The organism is Actinacidiphila polyblastidii, from assembly GCF_036353415.1.
Lineage (GTDB): Bacteria > Actinomycetota > Actinomycetes > Streptomycetales > Streptomycetaceae > Actinacidiphila > Actinacidiphila polyblastidii.
Genome location: NZ_JAZEWV010000020.1, coordinates 24,988 through 42,962, shown reverse-complemented (window position 1 = coordinate 42,962; position 17,975 = coordinate 24,988). Strand labels below are relative to the sequence as shown.

Genomic DNA, 17,975 nt, shown 5'->3' with positions numbered 1-17,975 from the left:
TTCAGTTGTCCAGAGGCTGTGCCACCGGGTCGGACAGGTTTATCCCGCCAGAGCCACTCCGCTCCAACCGAGCCTCCCGGCGCGATACAACCGCGGCGCGGACGGTCTCAGAGCACCAATCTGCCGGGTCGTGCTCCCAAAACCGGATGACCAGCCAGCCGGCGTCGGCAAGGCGGGAATCTGTATCGCGATCGCGCTGGACATTGCGCCCGATCTTCTCGCGCCAGTACCCGGGATTCGTTTTTGGCGGCACGAAGTGCAGCGGGCAGCCGTGCCAGAAGCATCCGTCGACGAATACGGCCACACGCGTGGGCCGGAAGACGAGGTCAGCCGTGCGGCGCATCCCCGGCAGCGGCTTGGCGGCAACCCGGTACCTCAGCCCAGCAGCATGCACCAGCGAGCGCAAAGCGCGCTCGGGAGAGGTGTCCCTATTGCGATTGCCGAGCATACTTCGACGGTTCGCAGGGGACGACGCCCAGGATCCTGCGGGAGGAGTCCAGGTGGTAGTAGATGGTCCGGGGGGTTGGTCAGTCATCGCACAACCAGTTTAAGGCCTGGCCACAAGCGACCTTCAAGGGCAATGGGCGGACTGGGCATGACGCAGCCTAGAAGGCCTGGAGCCCCGGAAGGGGCGTCACCGGCTTGTGAGACGCTAAACAACGTGCTGCGCGAACCTGTCGAGCTCACAATCTCCGATGACGGAACCGTCGCCCTGCCCCTCGGCCTGCTCGCTGAAGCCGGACTCTCGCCTGGGGCCAAGGTTGTCGCCTACAGCCTGGGGGACGGCCGTATCGTCCTTCGGCGCGAGCACGACGCGACCAGCGAACTGATCGAGACTGGGCGGCTTACCTAATCGGCGGCCTGGTCTCGTTGGTTTCTGACTCGATCGGGTGGCTGGTCCTGGCCAGCCGTTCGTGGCTCATGTAGCGGCGGGCTTCGGTCCATTCGTCGTTCTGCTCGGCCAGGACGGCGCCGACCAGGCGGATCAGGGCGGTGGGGTCGGGGAAGAGCGCAGCTTGGGGATCGCGACTTCCACGGTGTCGGCGCGGGTGTCCCCATTCGCGTGAGCGGTATCCGTTGCGCTGGCTGACGCGTTCATCGCTGACCTGCCCGTATTCCGCGTTGCAGACCGCGTCGGTCTCGGCGGACATCACCGTGTCGGCGAACGCCTCGACCACGGCGCGCAGCACATCGGGACTCGCCGAGGCCAGGTTCTCCCGGTCAGGGCGTGCAGGGGCCAGTGTCAGGTGCGGTCACCGTGCTGATCTCCTTCGAGGCTTAGACACTGAGAAGATCAGTCGGCCGTTCATCTATGCGGGCACCAACCCGGACGCCGGAGCAAACCCCGGATCAGGTCTAACCCGCTCACCACTTCCAAGGCCGCAACCTGCACTGATAGCCGTTACTTGCCGGAGCGCCTATTGCTCTCTGCTTGCTGCGCTGCCAGCCGACGCAGGACAGCGCGGTCCCCCTGCGGGATGGAGTCCAACAGGTCTATGAACCACGGTGCGATCCACGACGAGTCTCGGTGGAGCCACTCGGCTGGTGAGAGGGCGGTACCAGGTACCCAGTCTTGGGAGGGCGGCTCGCTGCTTCTCATGGCTGTAGCGATGCCTACGGAGGGCTCCGCTTCTCCCGCGGCCCGCCGTCCGAGCTGAGCTGTCACACCGATCAGCCACCACTGGAACAACCGCTGGGACGGCGACTCCGACTCCAAAGCCGCACGTACCGTCGAAGAGACAAGCCCCACTGAATTGAACGCAGCAAGCGCCAGCTCCCCTGGCGGGTCCAGATGGGTGGCTGTCTCCTCAGTGACTAGCAGCGGCGTGGTTGGCACCTTCGCATCGAACGCCTCTGACACCCGCTCGATCTCCGCGTAAGTATCCGCGGCGAGCTCTGCGTCCAGGAACTCCCTGATCCCGCCAAAGAAGTGCGGAGGCGTCTCGATCCTCAAGTCTGCCTGAGCTCTCCTCCGCAGTTCGTCGACGAGGCTCGGCCACGGGCGAGAGCTGCTCGAACCCGAGCGCTGCTCGTACCAGTCCTCCTTCGTGTCGTTCGACACGAACAACACGCGGCGACCGTTGGCGGGCAGCTGGCAAACGTGCTCGATCATCTCTTCCCAGAGAAGGAAGTCACCAGCAGACTTCAGCGGCGTGTCCTTGTCAGCGTCGGAGAATCCGGGAGGGATTTTGTTCGGGAACCGAAAGGCGGTCGCTTCCTCCAAACGTCTACGCAGGAGATCATCGTCCGGCTGCTCCCCGACGCCGTCCCCGTAGAGCTTCGCGATCCGCGGCAGGATTGGGTCTTCCGCATCGGCAGAATTCAATGCTAGACCGTGGTCGGCTTTGAGCATGTCCAGATGACGTTTGAACTCGTGCCGGTAAACATCCAAATGCGCATCGACATCCCCATCCGCGACCAGGGTGTCTAGTCCCGCTATCTCCTGCTGAGCTCGGGCGTACTTATCGAGCTGGGCGCATACGACGTCCTTGGCTTCGACAATCGCTTTGCGGGCCGCCATGAGCTTCTTATTGACTTCCGTGGCGGCGCTTGCGAGGGCCCTTTTGCGGGACTCCAGTGTGCTGCGACGGCCGCGGACGAACTCAAGGCCAACCTGGTAGGGCATCCACAGCCGTCCTACGGTCTGCTCGAGCGCCGACAGGACCTCTTCCCTGGAGGTCTCAGTGTACTCGTACAGGCTCAGCAGGACGTTCGTGTCCAGCACGATGACGCCGTCGGAGAAGAAAGCGCTGCGCTCCGCGTCCGCAGCCGACGGCCCAGGCTGGAGCCAGGCGGAAAACCGCTGCAGCAGTACCGGCTCGCCCATATCCCCCTCCGGCTCGGCCATGCCCCTCCCATAGTCGATCATCTTGACACAAGCAATTGGCACTCCAGACCTGCGCGGGGGCTGCGCTGCTCCTTGCGTCCCTGGAACCGCAAGGAGCAGCGCGCAAGACCTCTACACCCCGCCGAAGTCAGCGAGCATCGCTGACACCCGTGCCGGGGCTTTGTCGAGGAGGAAGTCGTCGACGAATACCACGTCGGGAACGCCTCGACTGTGCGCTGCGACAGAGTCGCGCACGGTGCTGATGCGGGAGGAGGACAGCGTGGCGTCGGCCGCCTCGAACGGGCCCTTGGCAGCGACCCAGACCCGCTCCTCGAAGAGGACCGCGGGGCCGGTGCCGCCCAGGTCGTCCACGAACTCCGCATCGCCGGGAGGGAAGTCCGCCGCCCAGTTCCGCAGCAGTCCCGCGGCCCGGCGGCCGCGCTGGCTGCTGGCGGCGCCCGCGCCTTGGAGGATGGCCAAGAGGTCGCCGGCCAGTCGCCAGTCCAAAAGGCTGTGGTAGGCCATGTTCGTGTAGTCACGTAGGCACTCGTAACACGAGCCGCGGCAGTCGCGGCCGTGGGCACCGTTCGCGAAGTCGTCCAGCATCGTGTTGGCGGTCGCCATGAGCTCCTCGAAGACCTCCCGTTCGGCGAGGTGTGTGCAGTAGCCAGCGCCATTGTCCAAAGTGTCGGAGAGGAAGGCGAAGGTCCGCGCCTTGCTGCTCCCGGAGCCTGCTCCATGGATACCGGATGCGATCTCGTTGGGCTGCACCTGCAGGAGCGAGCCCGCAGCCGTCCGCAGCAGGGCGGCCAGCGAGTACCAGGCCGCCCGCCTCCCCGAGCGGTCGTCCGAGAAGCCGGTACTCTGCGGCACGGAGGTGAGGTTTAGGCGCAGACCGAGCGCCGGGATCTCGCCGTCCAGGGGTCCGAGCAGGAACAAGTCCGTGTGCTGTGTGGCGCCGATAGCGGTGATCAGCGGTTCCTCGTCGGCGGCAAAGTCCTTCGCCAGCCAGGAGAACAGTTCAGCCGCCCCGGTCTCCAGGAAGGCGCCGGACCAGCCTGCAGTCGGGCTTACTTTTGCGAAGCGGAACAGTCGACCGCCGTTGTCGTTGACCGCGTACCGCCGCCCCTTGCCGGCGTGGACCACCATGCCGGGCGCCGCGATCTTCTGCGGTGCGCCGCGCTCAAGGTCTGCGGCAGTTCGGGGGGCGAGCGACCTGGCCCTCCATGCAAAGTTGCCGTCGAAGTCGCGGGCCTTGCCGCCGGAGTAGAAGCCCGCCGGCTCGCGCAGTTCGATCTCACGGTAGGAGCCGTCGGCCGCTCCACAGGCGCGGCAGGGCTGCGGAGGGGCCTCCTCCGGCTCCGTCAGCGCCTGCACGTCCTCTGCGAGGTGGCCGCACGCGCGACACATACCGATGAGAACGGGCTGCCCCAGCGGTTCGTCCACGGCTCGAGGGAATCGTCCGGTCGGCTCGAACGCTACGGCGCCAACCGCTGTGTGAACCTGGCCGTCCTTGACCGTCTCGGCGCCGGGAGCGAACTGCGAGATCGCGATGTCTAGCGACCGATCGACCACTCCGCTCGGCGGCCAGGGGTAGGAGTCGGAGGGGCGCTTGGTATACAGGTAGCGGGCTGAAGTGGGGAATCCGAACATCGGCAGCAGGCCGGACTCCGCCAGCCGCTGGCTGAGTTCATGGTGACCGTGGGTCTCGTTGGCGATCTGCGTGACGCGGTTGACAAGCTCCTGGGCCACCCATGCCGCCGCCTGGGCTGGCGGCCAGGTGCTGCGGGTGCAGTCGGCGAGGGCCTCGGCGAGGCTGCGGACCCGGGCGCCGTGCGACTCTATCCACACGCCGATCGCTTCGCTGACGGCGGGCCAGCCCGCAGTGCGGCCGAACTGGCCGTGAACGTTGCGGGTCGGGTCCGGCCCTGCGTCGTCCCCGATCGCGCCCCGCACCGCGTCGAATGCCCTGCGCAGCACCTCGGCGGCGAGGACGCGCTGGTAGATGTCCTTCATGTCGGTGGACAGGAACGGCGGCGGGGTCGGGTCATTGGTGATGCGCTTGGGGTCTTGGAAGTAGTGCTCGTCGTGGCTGCGGCCGCGGCACACGGTGAGCGCGAGCGCGACCGGCGAGGTGCGCCGTCCTGCCCGTCCGACGCGCTGCTGGTAGTTGAACCGGGTCGGCGGCATGTTCGCCATCAGGACAGCTGACAGCGGGCCGATATCGACTCCGGCTTCCATGGTAGTGGTGACGGAGAGGACGTCGAGGGTGTCGGGGAGCTCGTGCTCCTTGCCGTCGAGGAAGATCCCCTGGAAGCGGGCCTGGCGTGCCTGGGCGTCCAAACGGTCGGTCTGACCAGTAAGTTCGGCGACGTTGAGGCGGAAATCACCGAACTGCCCGCGCGCCATCCAGGCGTAGTAGTCGGCGTCTGTGCCCTCGAAAGGCTCGGACGCGGCGGAAAGGGGTCGCCGGCACTTCGTGCAGATTCCGACACCGGGGTGGAGGTGCCGTCGGCGGCAGACAGAGCAGGTCCAGGACACCGCTCGGCCGTGGCGCAAGGCGACGTGCTCGGGCTGGATGACGTACCTCTTGACTGCCTCTCCCCAGATCCGCTCGACGGTCTTGCGGAGGTCGTCTGGGTCCTGCCCCAAGTGGTCAGCTGCGCTGGCCCAGAAGTCGCGCAGCATCTTCGGCGGTTCATCAGCTGGGCTGCGCAGTCCTGCGAATCGGCGCATGTGGCCGAGAACCCGCAGGCTGGACCGGGCCAGCGCGGCGTCGGATGCCCGCTCGGCTTCGAGCGGCGCCTGGTCGGAGGCGAGAGCGAGCCAGCCCAGGCCTAGGGACTCGAAGTCGCGTCCGGCGCTGCCGAACAGTCCGTTGAGCAGTTCGCTGCTGAGCGCTTCGCGAATGTCCTGGCGCAGGTGCTCCTGCCGTTCGCTTAGGACCAGGCTGGATTCGTCGCGCACTTTGCCGCCGGGTGGCTCGGGCCATTGGTACAGGGAGGTCCAGGGCTGCGGCTGGGCGCCTTTCTGGTAGCTGGTCTGCTGCAATGACGCCTTCGGGCCACCGGGGTTGATGCCGAGATGGGCCAGGCGTTCGGCGACGGCGGCGCCGTGGCTGTCGAGGCTGGGCACGCGGCTGATGCGGCTGTAGAGCACTGCCTCTTCTGCCGGGTCGGGGAGGTCGTCGTCAAGGACGTCGTCGAGGTCGGCTCCCCGGGGCTTCTGGAGCTTCTCCCAGGCATCGTAGGATTCCGGGTCGCGGGCGCGCAGTCGGGCGCGTGCGGTCTTTGCCGTCTCCTTGTCCACGGGGTTGTGGGGGGACTTGCGGTAGAAACCCGATACGGCTGCGAGGTCGGCGACCGGATCGCCCTGGTCCTTGACCTCCTTGGCGAGCAGCAGGCGCAGGAGGTCCTGGTAGTGGCGTAGCCCTAGGCCTGCGGAGAGCTTCGCCGCGTCTTGCCGACTGTCGGAGAAGACCACGGCCTGCCGGTTCGGCAGGAGGGAGAGGATCCCCGTGGTCAGTACCTGATTGACTTTCTCGAAACCGGTGCGCATGGACCTGACCGGTGTCCGCATGCGGCGCGGGTCGCTCAGGCTCAGGCGCTCGCTGCCAACCTGCCTGAGCTCCCAGTCGTCGCCGCAGTTGGGGCACTGGGTTGGGGCCGCTGGGAGACCCTCGGCCTTGAGCCGGGGCCGCCCCTTCTTGGGTTGCGGCACGCTGGTGTGGAAGGACCAGCCGGTATGGTCGCGCTGGTTGCGGAGGATGCCGGAGCGCGGGTCGTATTGGCTGCGCATGAACTCGAAGTGAGCGCTCAGCGTGCCCTTGTCCGAGGTGGCATCCCACTCTCGCTTCTCCGCCGGGTTCTCCTTGCGCGGCCAGTAGACGATGTAGTTGGCCGCGCTCGGCCCCAAGGCGGCGGCGTCGGGCAGCGAGTCGAGGTCGGGCAGGTCCGCGAGCAGGCCAGCTTCGAAGGGGCGCCCCTTCGCCGTGTCACGGAAGGCCGATGCCGGTGCGTAACCGCCGAGGAATGCATCTCCGCAGCTCTGGCAGTAGAGGAGTTCCAGGACGCGCGCGTCGCAGCTGCAGCGTGGCGTGGGACGCGAGTGCAGCTTGCCGACGGTCCTCTGCATGCCCTCCGGGCGCGGGGCGTCGGGGCACTGGGGGTCTGAGCAGGCCCAGACGCCGGGGATGTTGCGGAAGAAGAGGTGTCCGCGCAGCTTGGGGGTCTTCGGGTTGGTTGAGCGGCGCAGCGCGGTGAGAACTCCGCGCAGCGCCTTCTCCTGCGTGGCGGTGTCGGCGGGAAGGAAGAGGCGGGCGGCGACGGCGGTATCGAAGTCGGCGACGAGCCGGTCGCCTTCGCGCAACGCGTTGACCAGTGCGTCACTAGCGCCGGTCTCTGCTAGGAGCTGATCAGCCTGGGCGGGTTCGGGATCTTCCAGGGCAGCGTAGGCGTCGGCGTGCTGGGAAATGTCGGTGCGCGTGTGGGTCGGCAACACGAGCTGGCCCCCGAGGACCTCGAACCGGTTGCGGTCGACGCCGAAGAACTCCTGGAGGAAGTCCAGGTCGCGTGGGGCTTCGAGGGAGGCGGACGCGGCCAGGATGCGGAATTTGTCCGGTCTGCCGTCCAAACCGAGGCGGTGGCGCAGCTGGCGCAGGAGGTAGGCGATCTCTGTGCCTGCCGTGCCGCGGTACATGTGCAGCTCGTCGACGACCAGGGTGAATCGGGCGTCGGGCACCTCCTCCAGCCAGCGGCGCGTCTTGTCGAAGATCTGCGACTCGCGCGAGCGCATCAGCATTACGTTGAGCATGCTGTAATTCGTGATCATGATGTCAGGTGGAGCCTGGATCATGTCCCAGCGGCAGCGCATCTCCGCGCCGTCCAGCCGGGGGATGAAGTAGCGGCCGTCGCCGGAGGCTTTCTGCGCCTGGCGGGAGCGCTCCTCGGTGGCGGTGAATTCTTTGCGCAGCGTATTGATACCGGCTGCCGAGCCGATATCGCCAGGAACGGGGCTTGCCCCGGTGTAGCGGCCAAAGTAGAGGCGGTGGCCAGGGCGCGACCGGGCGAGCCATGCCCTGGCCTTGTCGCTGTCCAATGCTCTGCGCAGGCGCATCATCTGGTCATCGACGAGGGCGTTCATGGGGTAGAGGATCAGGGCGCGTACGGCTGCGTGCCGGCCGGCCTCGCCTGCCCGCTGCGGTTGGTAGCCGCCGTCGGGAGAAGCCCACCAGCGGTTCGACGGCAGCGAGGCGGTCGGCCAGGCGGCGGACTCGCGGACGAGGTCGGCCAGGATCGGCAGCATGAAGGATTCCGTCTTACCCGAGCCCGTGCCGGCCGTGACGACGACATCGCGCCCGTCGCGCACAGCGGCGGCCAGGGCCCTGTGCTGGTGCTCGTACAGGGAGGGGACATCACGCAATAGCCCAAGCTGAACCAGTTCCACAAGGTCGGGGTGGGCTCCCGCTGCCTTCACGGACTCCGCGATGCCTGCATCCATCTGGACATAGCGCGGGCGGACCTCCAGCAGGGGGCGCCGCCAGGCTCCGCCGTCCACATCAAACAGGTCTTGGCGCTCGCGTTCGAGGTACTCGTCAGCGAGCCCGAACGGCGTGTTGTAGTAGCGGAAAAGCGCATCCTTCAAGTGCTCGAACGAACCGAGGATGTCCACGTCCCGGGCGACGCGGCCGGGCTGCTGCGCAGCGGTGTCACTCATCGTCGTTCTCTCCCAGGTGCTGTCCGAGCGATTGCGCGATCTTGTTGGCTATGGCGTAGGGCACGTTGTCGTAGGCGAGGTTCTCGGCTTGGGCGTTGATGCGAGGCGCGAGGCCGCAGCACATAACGGCGACGCGTCGGTGCAGGTCGGGCAGTGGATATCCCCAGTCGACAAAGAGGGTCCCGAACCGCTCACGCCCGCAGTCTTTCTCAGGCCGCCAGCGCAGCACGTCCGCTGCTTGGCTCCGGGTCTCCAGCGCCAGGTAGACGCCCTGCTCATGGCTGGTCTCGTACCACTGGCCGTCGCGCAGGACCTGGCATACGCGCTTGCTGTCGCGCCGCTTGAGCCGGTAGAGGCCCTCGCTCCGGGGCCGCTGGACGGGCCGGTATTCGCCACGCTCGAGGTCGTACTGTTCCAGTGGTTTGCCGAACTCCGGCACGGAGGTCGGCGCTCCAGGACTCAAAGGCGGGAGCAGCGCAGCTCCTTGTAGCGCAAAGCACGGTGTGTAGGAGACGCCGAGCTCGGCTGCCCATCGTGCGAGTCCTGCATCGTTGTCGAACTGGACGATGAGGGACTGGGGCAAGGGGATATCCCTGAGCGGGCGGGCGCTGGTCACCCGGAACAACTCCAGCAAGCCATCCTGCACGGCCTGCGTTACACGCGCGTCGAACGCGGCAGTCCGGCTCCCGGTGAGTACTGCCAGCCCCCGCGCCTGCGGCAGGCGAGTCAGGACCGGCGGGGCAGCGCACCAGCGCCGGTTGCGCCAGTCGATGTCCATGTAGGCCAGGGAGACGGCGTCGCGCAGCCACCGGCCAGGGGCTCCCGGTTCGAAGTCTGGGCAGTGCTTGGCTGCCAGCCACCACATGCCCTGCTTAACCTCGGAGAGACTGCCGGCACCTTGCTCGCTCACCCAGCGCAGCAGCAGGCCTCCTGTATCCGTCATCAGGCTCCCTGACTTCGGGCGACCGCTTCCGCTGCCGCTACGTAATCGAGCCAGGCGGGGTCCTGCAGGCGCGGGGCGGCGCTGAGGACGGCGTACGCCCAGGCGTAGTTGTCCGGCGCTGGAACAGGCGGGGGTATGTCTTCTACCGCTGCCAGCGCCCTGACCGACCAGCGGGCCGCCGTCCGGTAGACCAGCCAGACATAACCGCCCGGTACCTCAATCTCAAGACAGGGGCCGAGCGCCTGTGCGGGCAGGCGGCAGGCCATCCAGGCGGGGACCGACTGCCGTTTGGCCTGGCGCACTCCGCCGTGAGGATCGAGCAGCACGGCTTCCAGGACGCTGGAGCGCAGCAATTCAGTGTGCGGGAGGCGGATACTGCGCGGTGCCTCTGCACCTCGGATTGCGGCCTGAGAGCCTGCTGCGTCGCTCAGCTCGGGCCGGGCGGTGCCGTCGCAGGGGTATCCGAGCGTCCCGGTGCCGGGCGGCGGTCCTTCGTGAAGCCCGTCGTGCAGCGTGAAGACCTGGCTGCTGTGCGCCGTGCCCACACGGTACTTTCCCTCTTCGAGGGGGATCAAGCAGAGCGGGAAAGGCACCCGCGGGTCGGCGCGCAACTTCTCAATGCGGCCGTCAAGGACAACTTCTACCCGGCCGTCAGGAGAGTCGCTGGCCGGCAGCAGAAGGTCCGGAGCACCGCCGCGGAGGAAATGGCCAGCTACTCCGGCACCCGCCCGGTACTCGGATGCGATGCGCAGACCCCCAGACAGCGCAGCGCGGTGTCGGATCTGGGGCTCGAGGACGTGCGTGTGGTCTCCGCCACGGTCGAGCGTCCGGGAGAAGGCCAGCCCGTTGACGGCGCGCACGCCCTTGAACAGCTTCCACCCCAGCACTGGCGCCGGCGCTTCTCGGACGGTGCGGCTGCCGAGGGCATCGACCATGGAGCGCACTGCGCGGAGGGCCGAGTCAGCGGCCAGAATCCAGTGCTGCTCGCCGGGCTCGAAGTACTCAGTACTCACCCACTCGCCCAGATGCGGGTGGAGCCGCAACAGCAGTACCTCCTGCGGCGCCCACTCAAGGACCAGGTCGTCGCCCTCAAGGTGCAGACCGTGTCCCAGCTGCTGCCAGGAAGGATGCAGCGACTCCAGCCCCTCGTAGACGTCCCCGTAGGCCCTGCGTAGCGTGAAAGTACGTCCGCCTGGCGCTGCGACGTGGGTCTCGTCGATGCCGTCGCAGGCCTCGGCGAGCCACTCCAGCCGTCTGCCCCGGTCCGCAACTACCAGCCTCAGCCCTACGGCGCGCCGCCTATGCTCGCGCTCCGGCTCGTGGAGAGTGCCATCCCACTCATCGGCGAGGCGCTTGACCAGGCTGGCAATCAGGACTTCGCCCGTATCCGGGGCGCTAGCAAGCTCCTCCATGAGCCGAGGCGACAGGTGCCGGTCCCGGCCCGCTGTCCATACCCGCAGGCGCCGCAGCAGCTCGCGCTCGGAGACCTCATCAGGGTTGTGCGGCCGCAAGCGGGTCGCGGCAAAGAACCGGGTGAGTACCTGCCGGTCCGAACCCCGGACCAGAGCCTGCGAGATGGGGTAGCCGATCTTCCAGTAGAGCGCGTCGGTGCTGACCGTGCTGGTGCCGAAAAGGCCACCCGTCTGCTCAAGCCAGATGTCGAGCTTCTCCCACATCACGGCAACATCCTGGAAGGCCTGCTCTAGCTTGTTCGCTCGTGAGCTGGAGGGCTGCTCACCGAACAGCTGGATCCACCGCCCGTAGAAGTTGGTCTTCAGCATGCCCTCGGAGGACACCATGCGGGTAGCCGCCAGAACGGACAGGGCCAGCACCGGCAGGCTCGGCGGCGGGACCGCACTCCCCTGCCGCTCCCATACCTCACATTCATACTGAATGCGACTGAACAGCGATCTGTCCGGATCGCTCCAGTTGAGTTCACCGGCGACAGCCTGAGCAAGGCCTGTGCCTACGCGCTCGGCCAACTCCCGTTCGATCTCGGCGTCGACGTATAAGACGGTGCTCTGCAGCGCATTGCCCGCACCGAAGAACTCCGCAGAGAGCACCTCGTGCCACTTCTTGTACTCAGACCTCATCTAGCCTTTCCAGCTTCCCCACCTACAGCCGCATATCTCATCTACGGCTGCGGACCCCCGCCCTCACACCCCGGCACCCCGCCGCACACGGTGGATGGCCCTGCTATCCGTCCAGCGCAGCCAACGCTACTCACCAGACTCGTCACGCGATAGGCATATACGCTTGTTCGCCCCCCTTAAGGCTCAAAGTTCGCTGCGGCCCGCACTCCGACACAAACGATCCCGTTCATCGACGTGAAAGCCACGTTCACCACGGAGGACCTCCACGAAACGGTCGCCTTGATGCGCAAGGCCCTGCTCACCCTCCTCCGTACGTGGCCGGGCCCGCTTTCCGGCTCGCCTGGCGCCGGGGGTCGGCGGGCGATCGAGATGGCGACGGACGCAGTGCTTAACTGGGCTGCTCTCAGACTGGATCAACTTCTTCGACCCGAACGGGATGGCCCAGAGCCGTAGTCGGCGCTGGTTGGCCAGTGGCGGCGGCCGCACCCACCGGCCGGGTTCGATTCGCGCCGACGGGAGCCCTTGCGTTGGCGGCGGCGTACTTCGCTGGCTCATCGCAGCCGGTGGAGGCTACGACATCGAACTACCGCGAGAAGTGCGGCGGTGCTGCATGTCGCGCCCGCCTCCCTGGGAGAAAATTGGGAGACGATCATGGAAAGGCCGCCTCCCCAGACCCACTCAGACTAGCCTCCGCCCACCCCCTGACCTGCGGTTTCCCGAATCCCGCAGGTCAGGGAGGGATCAGGGCCTCATTCGGGACGAAGAGGCCGTGGGTTCAAATCCCGCCACCCCGACTGGTGAAACTGCAGGTGAGGGGCGGTCTTCCGATTCGGAAGACCGCCCCTCACGGCGTTTCCGGGAGGCTTGGGAGAAGATGGTCGTTCCGCTCCCGGGTCAGGCTTTTGCGGCCGCGCCTTCGCGGGGCCCGCCGTGCGGTCCGACGAGCGGGTCCGATGCGGCGCGAGGCAGAAAAGCGGGCCGGGAGCCGTCGCTCGACCCTTCACGCAGGGGGAAGCTCGATGGTGGCGCTGGCGAAACCCTCCGCTGCGGAGCGCTGGGCCCGGTCCAGCAGTCGGGGGTACATCGTGCTCAGCCCGAGGGGAGGGTGGCCGAGCAGGGTCAGCGGCGCCCGTGCCGAAGCGGATGCCGAGACAGGCTCTCCAGGATGCCGGGCATCTCACCGAGGGTGAACTCGCTTCCGCCGACGCCGTCGTCGAGGCGCTGCTGGGGAGTGAAACGCATGGTCGTGCCTTTCGGGAGTGCACAGGAACGGCGCTCCCGGACGACCTGCCTATCGTCCGACCGTGACTCCGGAGGAGAGCACCCAAGTCGATACCGCGGTCACGGGTACCACCTCCTCGATCTCTCGTACGCCCTGGGGAACGTAGCAGTGCTCGCCCTCCCCGCCACGGGTTCTCACGGAGCCCGCGTGCAACGGCGATGCCGACCTGCGTATGGCCGGCGACCGTGCTGGACGCGTGCGGGCGGCTGCACGCGACCGACCCCGGCGGGGACCTGCGGACGCTCCCCGGCGGTAGCCCCGCCACCTGGAACGCGGATACGCTCGCCCATCCGACGATGTGCCCCGCGGACGACGCCCAGTCCCGCTTCGAGTACGGCATCGGCTGGCACGGTGCCGTACGCGCCCTGGCCGACCACTGCGCCGAGCAGTTGCAGGTGTGGGGCCGCGGCCACAGGCGACGGCTGCGGGCCGTCCCCGCCGGCGGGGACGGCATCGGGCCGCCAAGCACGCTGCGTCCGGCCGCTGACGCGACACGTCCAGCATCGCCCTTGAAGAGGTCGTCCATGACCGTCGCGCCGGTCCGGATCACCGGGCGGACCCCGCGGTCCGGCAGAATCGACGCGAAGCTGCGCCGCAGCTCACGCGGAGGCCACTCGGCGGGATCGATCCCCGGCGCCATGGCTGTGGCAGCCCCAGCGCCTCGACGTATCGTGCCGGCGGAGTCGGCAGTCACAAGGGCCTTTGCAGGCCGACACCGACGGGCTGGGCGGGATGGGGTGCGGGCGGCGTCGCACGCGCCGAGGCGCAAGATAGCCGCACACCGCGTGCGGCAGGATGGCACTCATGGATGTTGTCGCGCACTTAGGCGTTCTGGTCATTCTGCTCGCTGCCGTCGCCGCATCGTTGGTCTTCGGGCGGGCCTACAGCCGACGTAAACAGGCCGAGCGGAAATCCCTCGCCGTGCGGATGTGGGTGAACTTTCAGCAGACCAAGGTCCGCTCGCACTCCCAGGGCTTCAGGATGCTGCAGGTGATCCAGGTGTACCAGCGGGCCCGCTTCGGGTCCAAAGCGATCATCGTGTGGTGCGACAGCGGGCTCCAGCAGGACACCTGGTTCGAGGGGTGGCAGGCGATGCCGGGGGCCTACATGCTGGTGCGGCCCAACAGCGGCTGGGGACCGCACAACCGAAATCCCGCTGTGCTGTACGTCAAGGAGGCGAGCCGCCAGACCTGGATATCCCAGGAAACGGCCTGGCTGGCCACCGCGTCGGCTTGACCCGTCGGTCCCGACCCGGCCAATTGGGCATGGCCCACTACCCGGACGGCAGCTTCGGACAGCCACCCCGTCTCCCCTGACGGCGGAGGTCAGCCGGGCAGGCGGAGGGCCCCGGCGCCGAGCGGGGGGCAGCCCGCACCTGGCGGGGCGTCAGCCGGCCAGGACCTGTTCGCGCAGGATGTCGGCGTGCCCGCAGTGGTGCGCCAGCTCGCGGAGAACCTGCAAGTACACCCAGCGCAGTGTGCGCGGGCCGGTCCGGTGGCCGGTCGCGATGGTGTCCAGCGGCAGGTCGGCGACCACCGTCCGCGCCGTCGCACAGGCCGCCCGGTGGGCGGCCGTGACGGAGGCGATGGTGTCGTCATCGGTGAGCCGGAAGGACTCGTCCGCGTTCTTCGGCAGGCCGAGTTCCTGACGGGACGTGCCGCCGACGCACTCCTCGAACCAGATCCGCTGCATACAGGTGACATGCTTGAGCAGCCCCAGCAACGTCGTCGCCGACGGAACGAGCCGCCGGCGCGCCTGCTCGTCGGTGAGACCGTCGAGGGTCGCCTCCACAGTGCTCCGGTACTCCTCGACGAATGCGTCGAGCTGCGTGCGTTCGTCGTCCAGGGGCACATCGAACGAGCCCATCGGAGTCCCCCTTTCCCGCCGCAGGCCGAGGGCCGCAGCGACTCGTGGAAGGTGGCTCGCCCACGGCGGCCTTGGCGGTCCTGCAGCCTGGCCCCCGATGCCTCCGCCTCAGTTGCCGCCCTCACCGTACGCCGCCGCGATCTCCTGCGAGGACGCCCAGCGGCTGTAGGTCGGGGACTGGGGCCAGCCCTCGGGGGAGTCCTGCCACTCCTCCTGGCGGCCGTAGGGAAGCAGGTCGATCAGGGGGAAAAGATGGCTGAGCTGCTCGGTGCCGCGGCCGTCGGTGTGCCAGGTGCGGTAGACCTTGTCGCCGTCGCGCAGGAACACGTTGACCGCGAATCCGCCGTTCGGCGGAGCGCCGACGTCGCTGCCGAAGCTGCTGTCCGCCGTCGAGTACCACGTCATCTTGTTGCCCACCTTGCGCTTGTAGGCGAGCGCCTCGTCGATCGGGCCCTGGGTGACGATCACGAACCGGGCGTCGAAGTTCTCCAGGCCCTCGAGCCTGGTGAACTGCGTGGTGAAGCCGGTGCAGCCCGGACACTGCCACTCGGCGCCCTCATGCCACATGTGGCTGTAGACGATCAACTGCGGGTGATCGCCGAAGATCTCGGCGAGCCGGACCGGTCCCTCCTCGCCCTCCAGCACGTAGTCGGGCATCGCCACCATCGGCAGCCGGCGGCGCTGCGCCGCGATGGCGTCCAACTCGCGCGTGGCGGCCTTCTCCCGCACCCGCAGGGCGGCCAGCTCCTCCTCCCAGGCGGAGGCGTCGACGACGGCGGGCAGGGCGGGACTTCCGGCGTTGCTACGAGTGGACATGGTGCCTCCGGACGGTCGGATACCTCCTCCGAAGTATCGACCTCGGGTCTGACAAAGCCCGTCGATCACCCCTCGGTGCGCCGCGGTGCGCCGCCCGCCCGCCCGCGGGCCAGGCTCCGTCCGCCGACGAAGTCACGGCCGCCCAGGGGTGGTTCGGCCCTCAGCCACCGTTCGGGCAGTCGGGCCCGATCGCCGCCGACACGCCAGGGGGCGTCAGCGGCTGTGGCCAATGGTTCACATAGGGTGCGAGTGGCGCCGGAGGCCCGATGGGGTCGCGGTGTCCGCCATCGGCTGGGCCTGGTTCCGGGGCTGTGACGGCGCGTCGGAACGGACAGCCCGCCTGTCCCGCACGGCGCCTGCCGGCCCTGGCCGCGGCCGAGCCGCGCACCGGCAACCGCCTGGCGGCGGTCCGTCCGGCGACGCCCGTCCCCACGTTCCCGTAAGGATCAGCATCTTGCACCAGAGCAAAAAGCGGCTGAGGCTCCCCGTCGTGATCGCGGCGGGGGCGCTGGCCGCGGGCGGCCTGGCCGTCGTGCCGTCCAGCGCGCTGGCCGACACCACCCACGGCGCCGCGAGTGACGTCTCGCGGCAGCAGGACTTCAGCGCCGCCGCGGCGCAATACCACGTTCCCGCCGACGTGCTGCTCGGCGTGGCCTACCAGGAGTCGGGGTGGGACGCACACGGCGCGCGGCCCAGCACCGACGGCGGCTTCGGGCCGATGCACCTCACCGACGTCACCCCGGCGATGATGGCCGGCGGTGACGCGGGCGCCGCGGGGCGCAGCGATCTCGCGTCGCTCGCGGCCAAGCCGGCGCTGCACACCCTGCAGGCCGCGGCCGAGCTGACCGGGGTCTCCGCGGACACGCTGCGGACGTCTCCCGCCGCGAACATCCGCGGCGGCGCGGCGCTCCTCGCCTCGTACGAGAAGGCGCTGGTCGGCGGCGCCCCCGCGGACCCGTCGCAGTGGTACGGGGCGGTCGCCCGGTACAGCCAGTCGACGCAGAGGCAGGGGGCGGTGAGCTTCGCGAACCGCGTCTTCGGCACGATCCGCGGCGGCGCCGCCGCGGTGACGCACGACGGCCAGCGGGTACGGCTGACGGCCGCCCCGTCGGTGCGTCCGGCGGGCGCGCAGGCGGACCGGCTGCACCTGGAGGCGTCCGCGACCAGCGACACCGAGTGCCCGGCGACCGTGGACTGCACGTTCGTCGCCGGCTCGCCGGCCGGCCTGCAGGTCTCCGACCGGCCCGCCGACGGCATCAGGATCGACACCATCGTCATCCACGACCTGGAGTCGACCTACCAGGACGGCGTCGACGGCCTCGCCAACCCGTCCAACGGCGTCTCCACCCACTACGTCATGCGCTCCTCGGACGGCGCCGTGACCCAGATGGTCCCCACCAAGGACATCGCCTTCCACGCCGGCAACTACTCCACCAACCTGCACTCGATCGGCATCGAGCACGAGGGCTACGCCGTGCAGGGCGCGACCTGGTACACCGAGGCGCAGTACGAGGCCACCGCCGACCTGGTGACGTACCTGGCGGGCCGGTTCGGGATACCGCTGGACCGGCAGCACATCCTCGGCCACGACGACGTCGCGGGGCCCAACTCCTCGCTGGTGTCCGGCATGCACTGGGACCCGGGCAACGGCTGGGACTGGGACCACTTCATGCGGCTGGTCGGCCGTCCGCTCAGCGGCGCGCACGCCACGCCGGCCGTGGGCGGCGTCGTGACCATCGACCCGCCGTTCGCCGGCAACGTGCAGACCGTCCAGATCTGCCCCTCCGACGACCCGACCGGCGCCACGACCGCCTGCACCGAGGTGCCGCAGGCGTCGAACTTCGTCTACCTGCGCACCGCTCCCGACGCGGCCGCCCCGCTCTTCGGCGACCAGGCCATCCACGGCACCGACCCGGGCACGAACCGGATCAACGACTGGGGCAGCACCGCCTCGGCCGGGCAGCAGTTCGTCGTCGCCGACGTCCAGGGTGACTGGACCGCGATCTGGTACAGCGGCGCGAAGGTGTGGTTCCACAACCCGGGCGGCAGGAACACCAGGACCGCGTACGGCGTGCAGATCATCCGGCCCGCCACCACCACCGGCCCGGTGGCGCTCTACGGTTCCAGCTACCCCGACAAGTCGGAGTACCCGGCGGGTCTGGGCGCCTCCACGCAGGCCCCGCTGAGCATGTACACCATCCCGGCCGGCCAGGCGTACGTCGCCACCCGGCCGCCGGCCGACACCGACGACTACTTCACCTCGGGAGCGGTCGTCATCGGCGCGAAGAAGATGTACACGATCCAGTACAACCACCGCGTCGCCCTCGTCTACGCCGGCGACGTCACCGCGGTCACCGCCACCCACCACTGGGAGGACGGCGGCAACTGACGCCGACGCCCGCCGGTACGGCTGCGGCTGCGGCTGCGGCTGCG

At 68.6% G+C, this 17,975-nt stretch carries 10 protein-coding genes and 2 pseudogenes; 3 read left to right on the top strand and 9 right to left on the bottom strand.

Annotation, left to right across the window (positions count from 1 at the left end):
* Position 1: 1 nt before the first annotated feature.
* Entirely contained in the window at positions 2-535 is a 534-nt protein-coding gene (locus tag V2S66_RS22235; protein WP_330797694.1) for a very short patch repair endonuclease, read from the bottom strand.
* Positions 536-661: 126 nt separating this feature from the next.
* On the opposite strand from V2S66_RS22235, the gene V2S66_RS22230 reads away from it, so the two are divergent.
* Positions 662-853 carry a hypothetical protein gene (locus V2S66_RS22230; protein ID WP_330797693.1) on the top strand — a complete coding sequence of 64 codons (192 nt, stop codon included), beginning with the start codon at positions 662-664 and terminating at the stop codon, positions 851-853.
* A 156-nt stretch (positions 854-1,009) separates the two neighbouring features.
* Here the strand turns inward: V2S66_RS22230 and V2S66_RS34720 are convergent.
* From V2S66_RS34720 to V2S66_RS22195, 6 genes and pseudogenes are all read right to left on the bottom strand, one after another.
* Positions 1,010-1,257 (bottom strand): annotated as a pseudogene (locus tag V2S66_RS34720) (transposase); the annotation flags it as partial.
* A gap of 145 nt (positions 1,258-1,402) precedes the next feature.
* On the bottom strand, positions 1,403-2,869 hold the full coding sequence (locus tag V2S66_RS22215; RefSeq protein WP_330797691.1) for a PIN-like domain-containing protein: 1,467 nt from the start codon (positions 2,867-2,869) through the stop codon (positions 1,403-1,405).
* Between the two features lie 90 nt (positions 2,870-2,959).
* Entirely contained in the window at positions 2,960-8,542 is a 5,583-nt protein-coding gene (locus V2S66_RS22210) for a DEAD/DEAH box helicase (protein WP_330797690.1), read from the bottom strand.
* Positions 8,535-9,485 carry a hypothetical protein gene (locus V2S66_RS22205; RefSeq protein ID WP_330797688.1) on the bottom strand — a complete coding sequence of 317 codons (951 nt, stop codon included), beginning with the start codon at positions 9,483-9,485 and terminating at the stop codon, positions 8,535-8,537. The genes V2S66_RS22210 and V2S66_RS22205 overlap by 8 nt, the downstream gene beginning before the upstream one ends.
* On the bottom strand, positions 9,485-11,578 hold the full coding sequence (locus V2S66_RS22200; RefSeq protein WP_330797686.1) for a hypothetical protein: 2,094 nt from the start codon (positions 11,576-11,578) through the stop codon (positions 9,485-9,487). The genes V2S66_RS22205 and V2S66_RS22200 overlap by 1 nt, the downstream gene beginning before the upstream one ends.
* Before the next feature lie 1,009 nt (positions 11,579-12,587).
* Positions 12,588-12,820 (bottom strand): annotated as a pseudogene (locus V2S66_RS22195) (alpha/beta hydrolase); the annotation flags it as partial.
* 844 nt (positions 12,821-13,664) lie between these two features.
* Here V2S66_RS22195 and V2S66_RS22190 point away from each other — a divergent pair.
* Positions 13,665-14,096, top strand: coding sequence for a hypothetical protein (locus V2S66_RS22190; protein ID WP_330797684.1), 432 nt, complete (start codon positions 13,665-13,667; stop codon positions 14,094-14,096).
* A 150-nt stretch (positions 14,097-14,246) separates the two neighbouring features.
* Here the strand turns inward: V2S66_RS22190 and V2S66_RS22185 are convergent, their stop codons facing one another.
* Both V2S66_RS22185 and V2S66_RS22180 read right to left on the bottom strand, forming a co-directional pair.
* Entirely contained in the window at positions 14,247-14,726 is a 480-nt protein-coding gene (locus V2S66_RS22185; RefSeq protein WP_330797682.1) for a DinB family protein, read from the bottom strand.
* A 108-nt stretch (positions 14,727-14,834) separates the two neighbouring features.
* A complete protein-coding gene (locus V2S66_RS22180) occupies positions 14,835-15,542 on the bottom strand; it encodes a DUF899 domain-containing protein (protein WP_330797681.1) in 708 nt (235 codons plus the stop codon).
* Positions 15,543-15,996: 454 nt separating this feature from the next.
* On the opposite strand from V2S66_RS22180, the gene V2S66_RS22175 reads away from it, so the two are divergent.
* Positions 15,997-17,931 carry an N-acetylmuramoyl-L-alanine amidase gene (locus V2S66_RS22175; protein WP_330797678.1) on the top strand — a complete coding sequence of 645 codons (1,935 nt, stop codon included), beginning with the start codon at positions 15,997-15,999 and terminating at the stop codon, positions 17,929-17,931.
* Positions 17,932-17,975 lie beyond the last annotated feature (44 nt).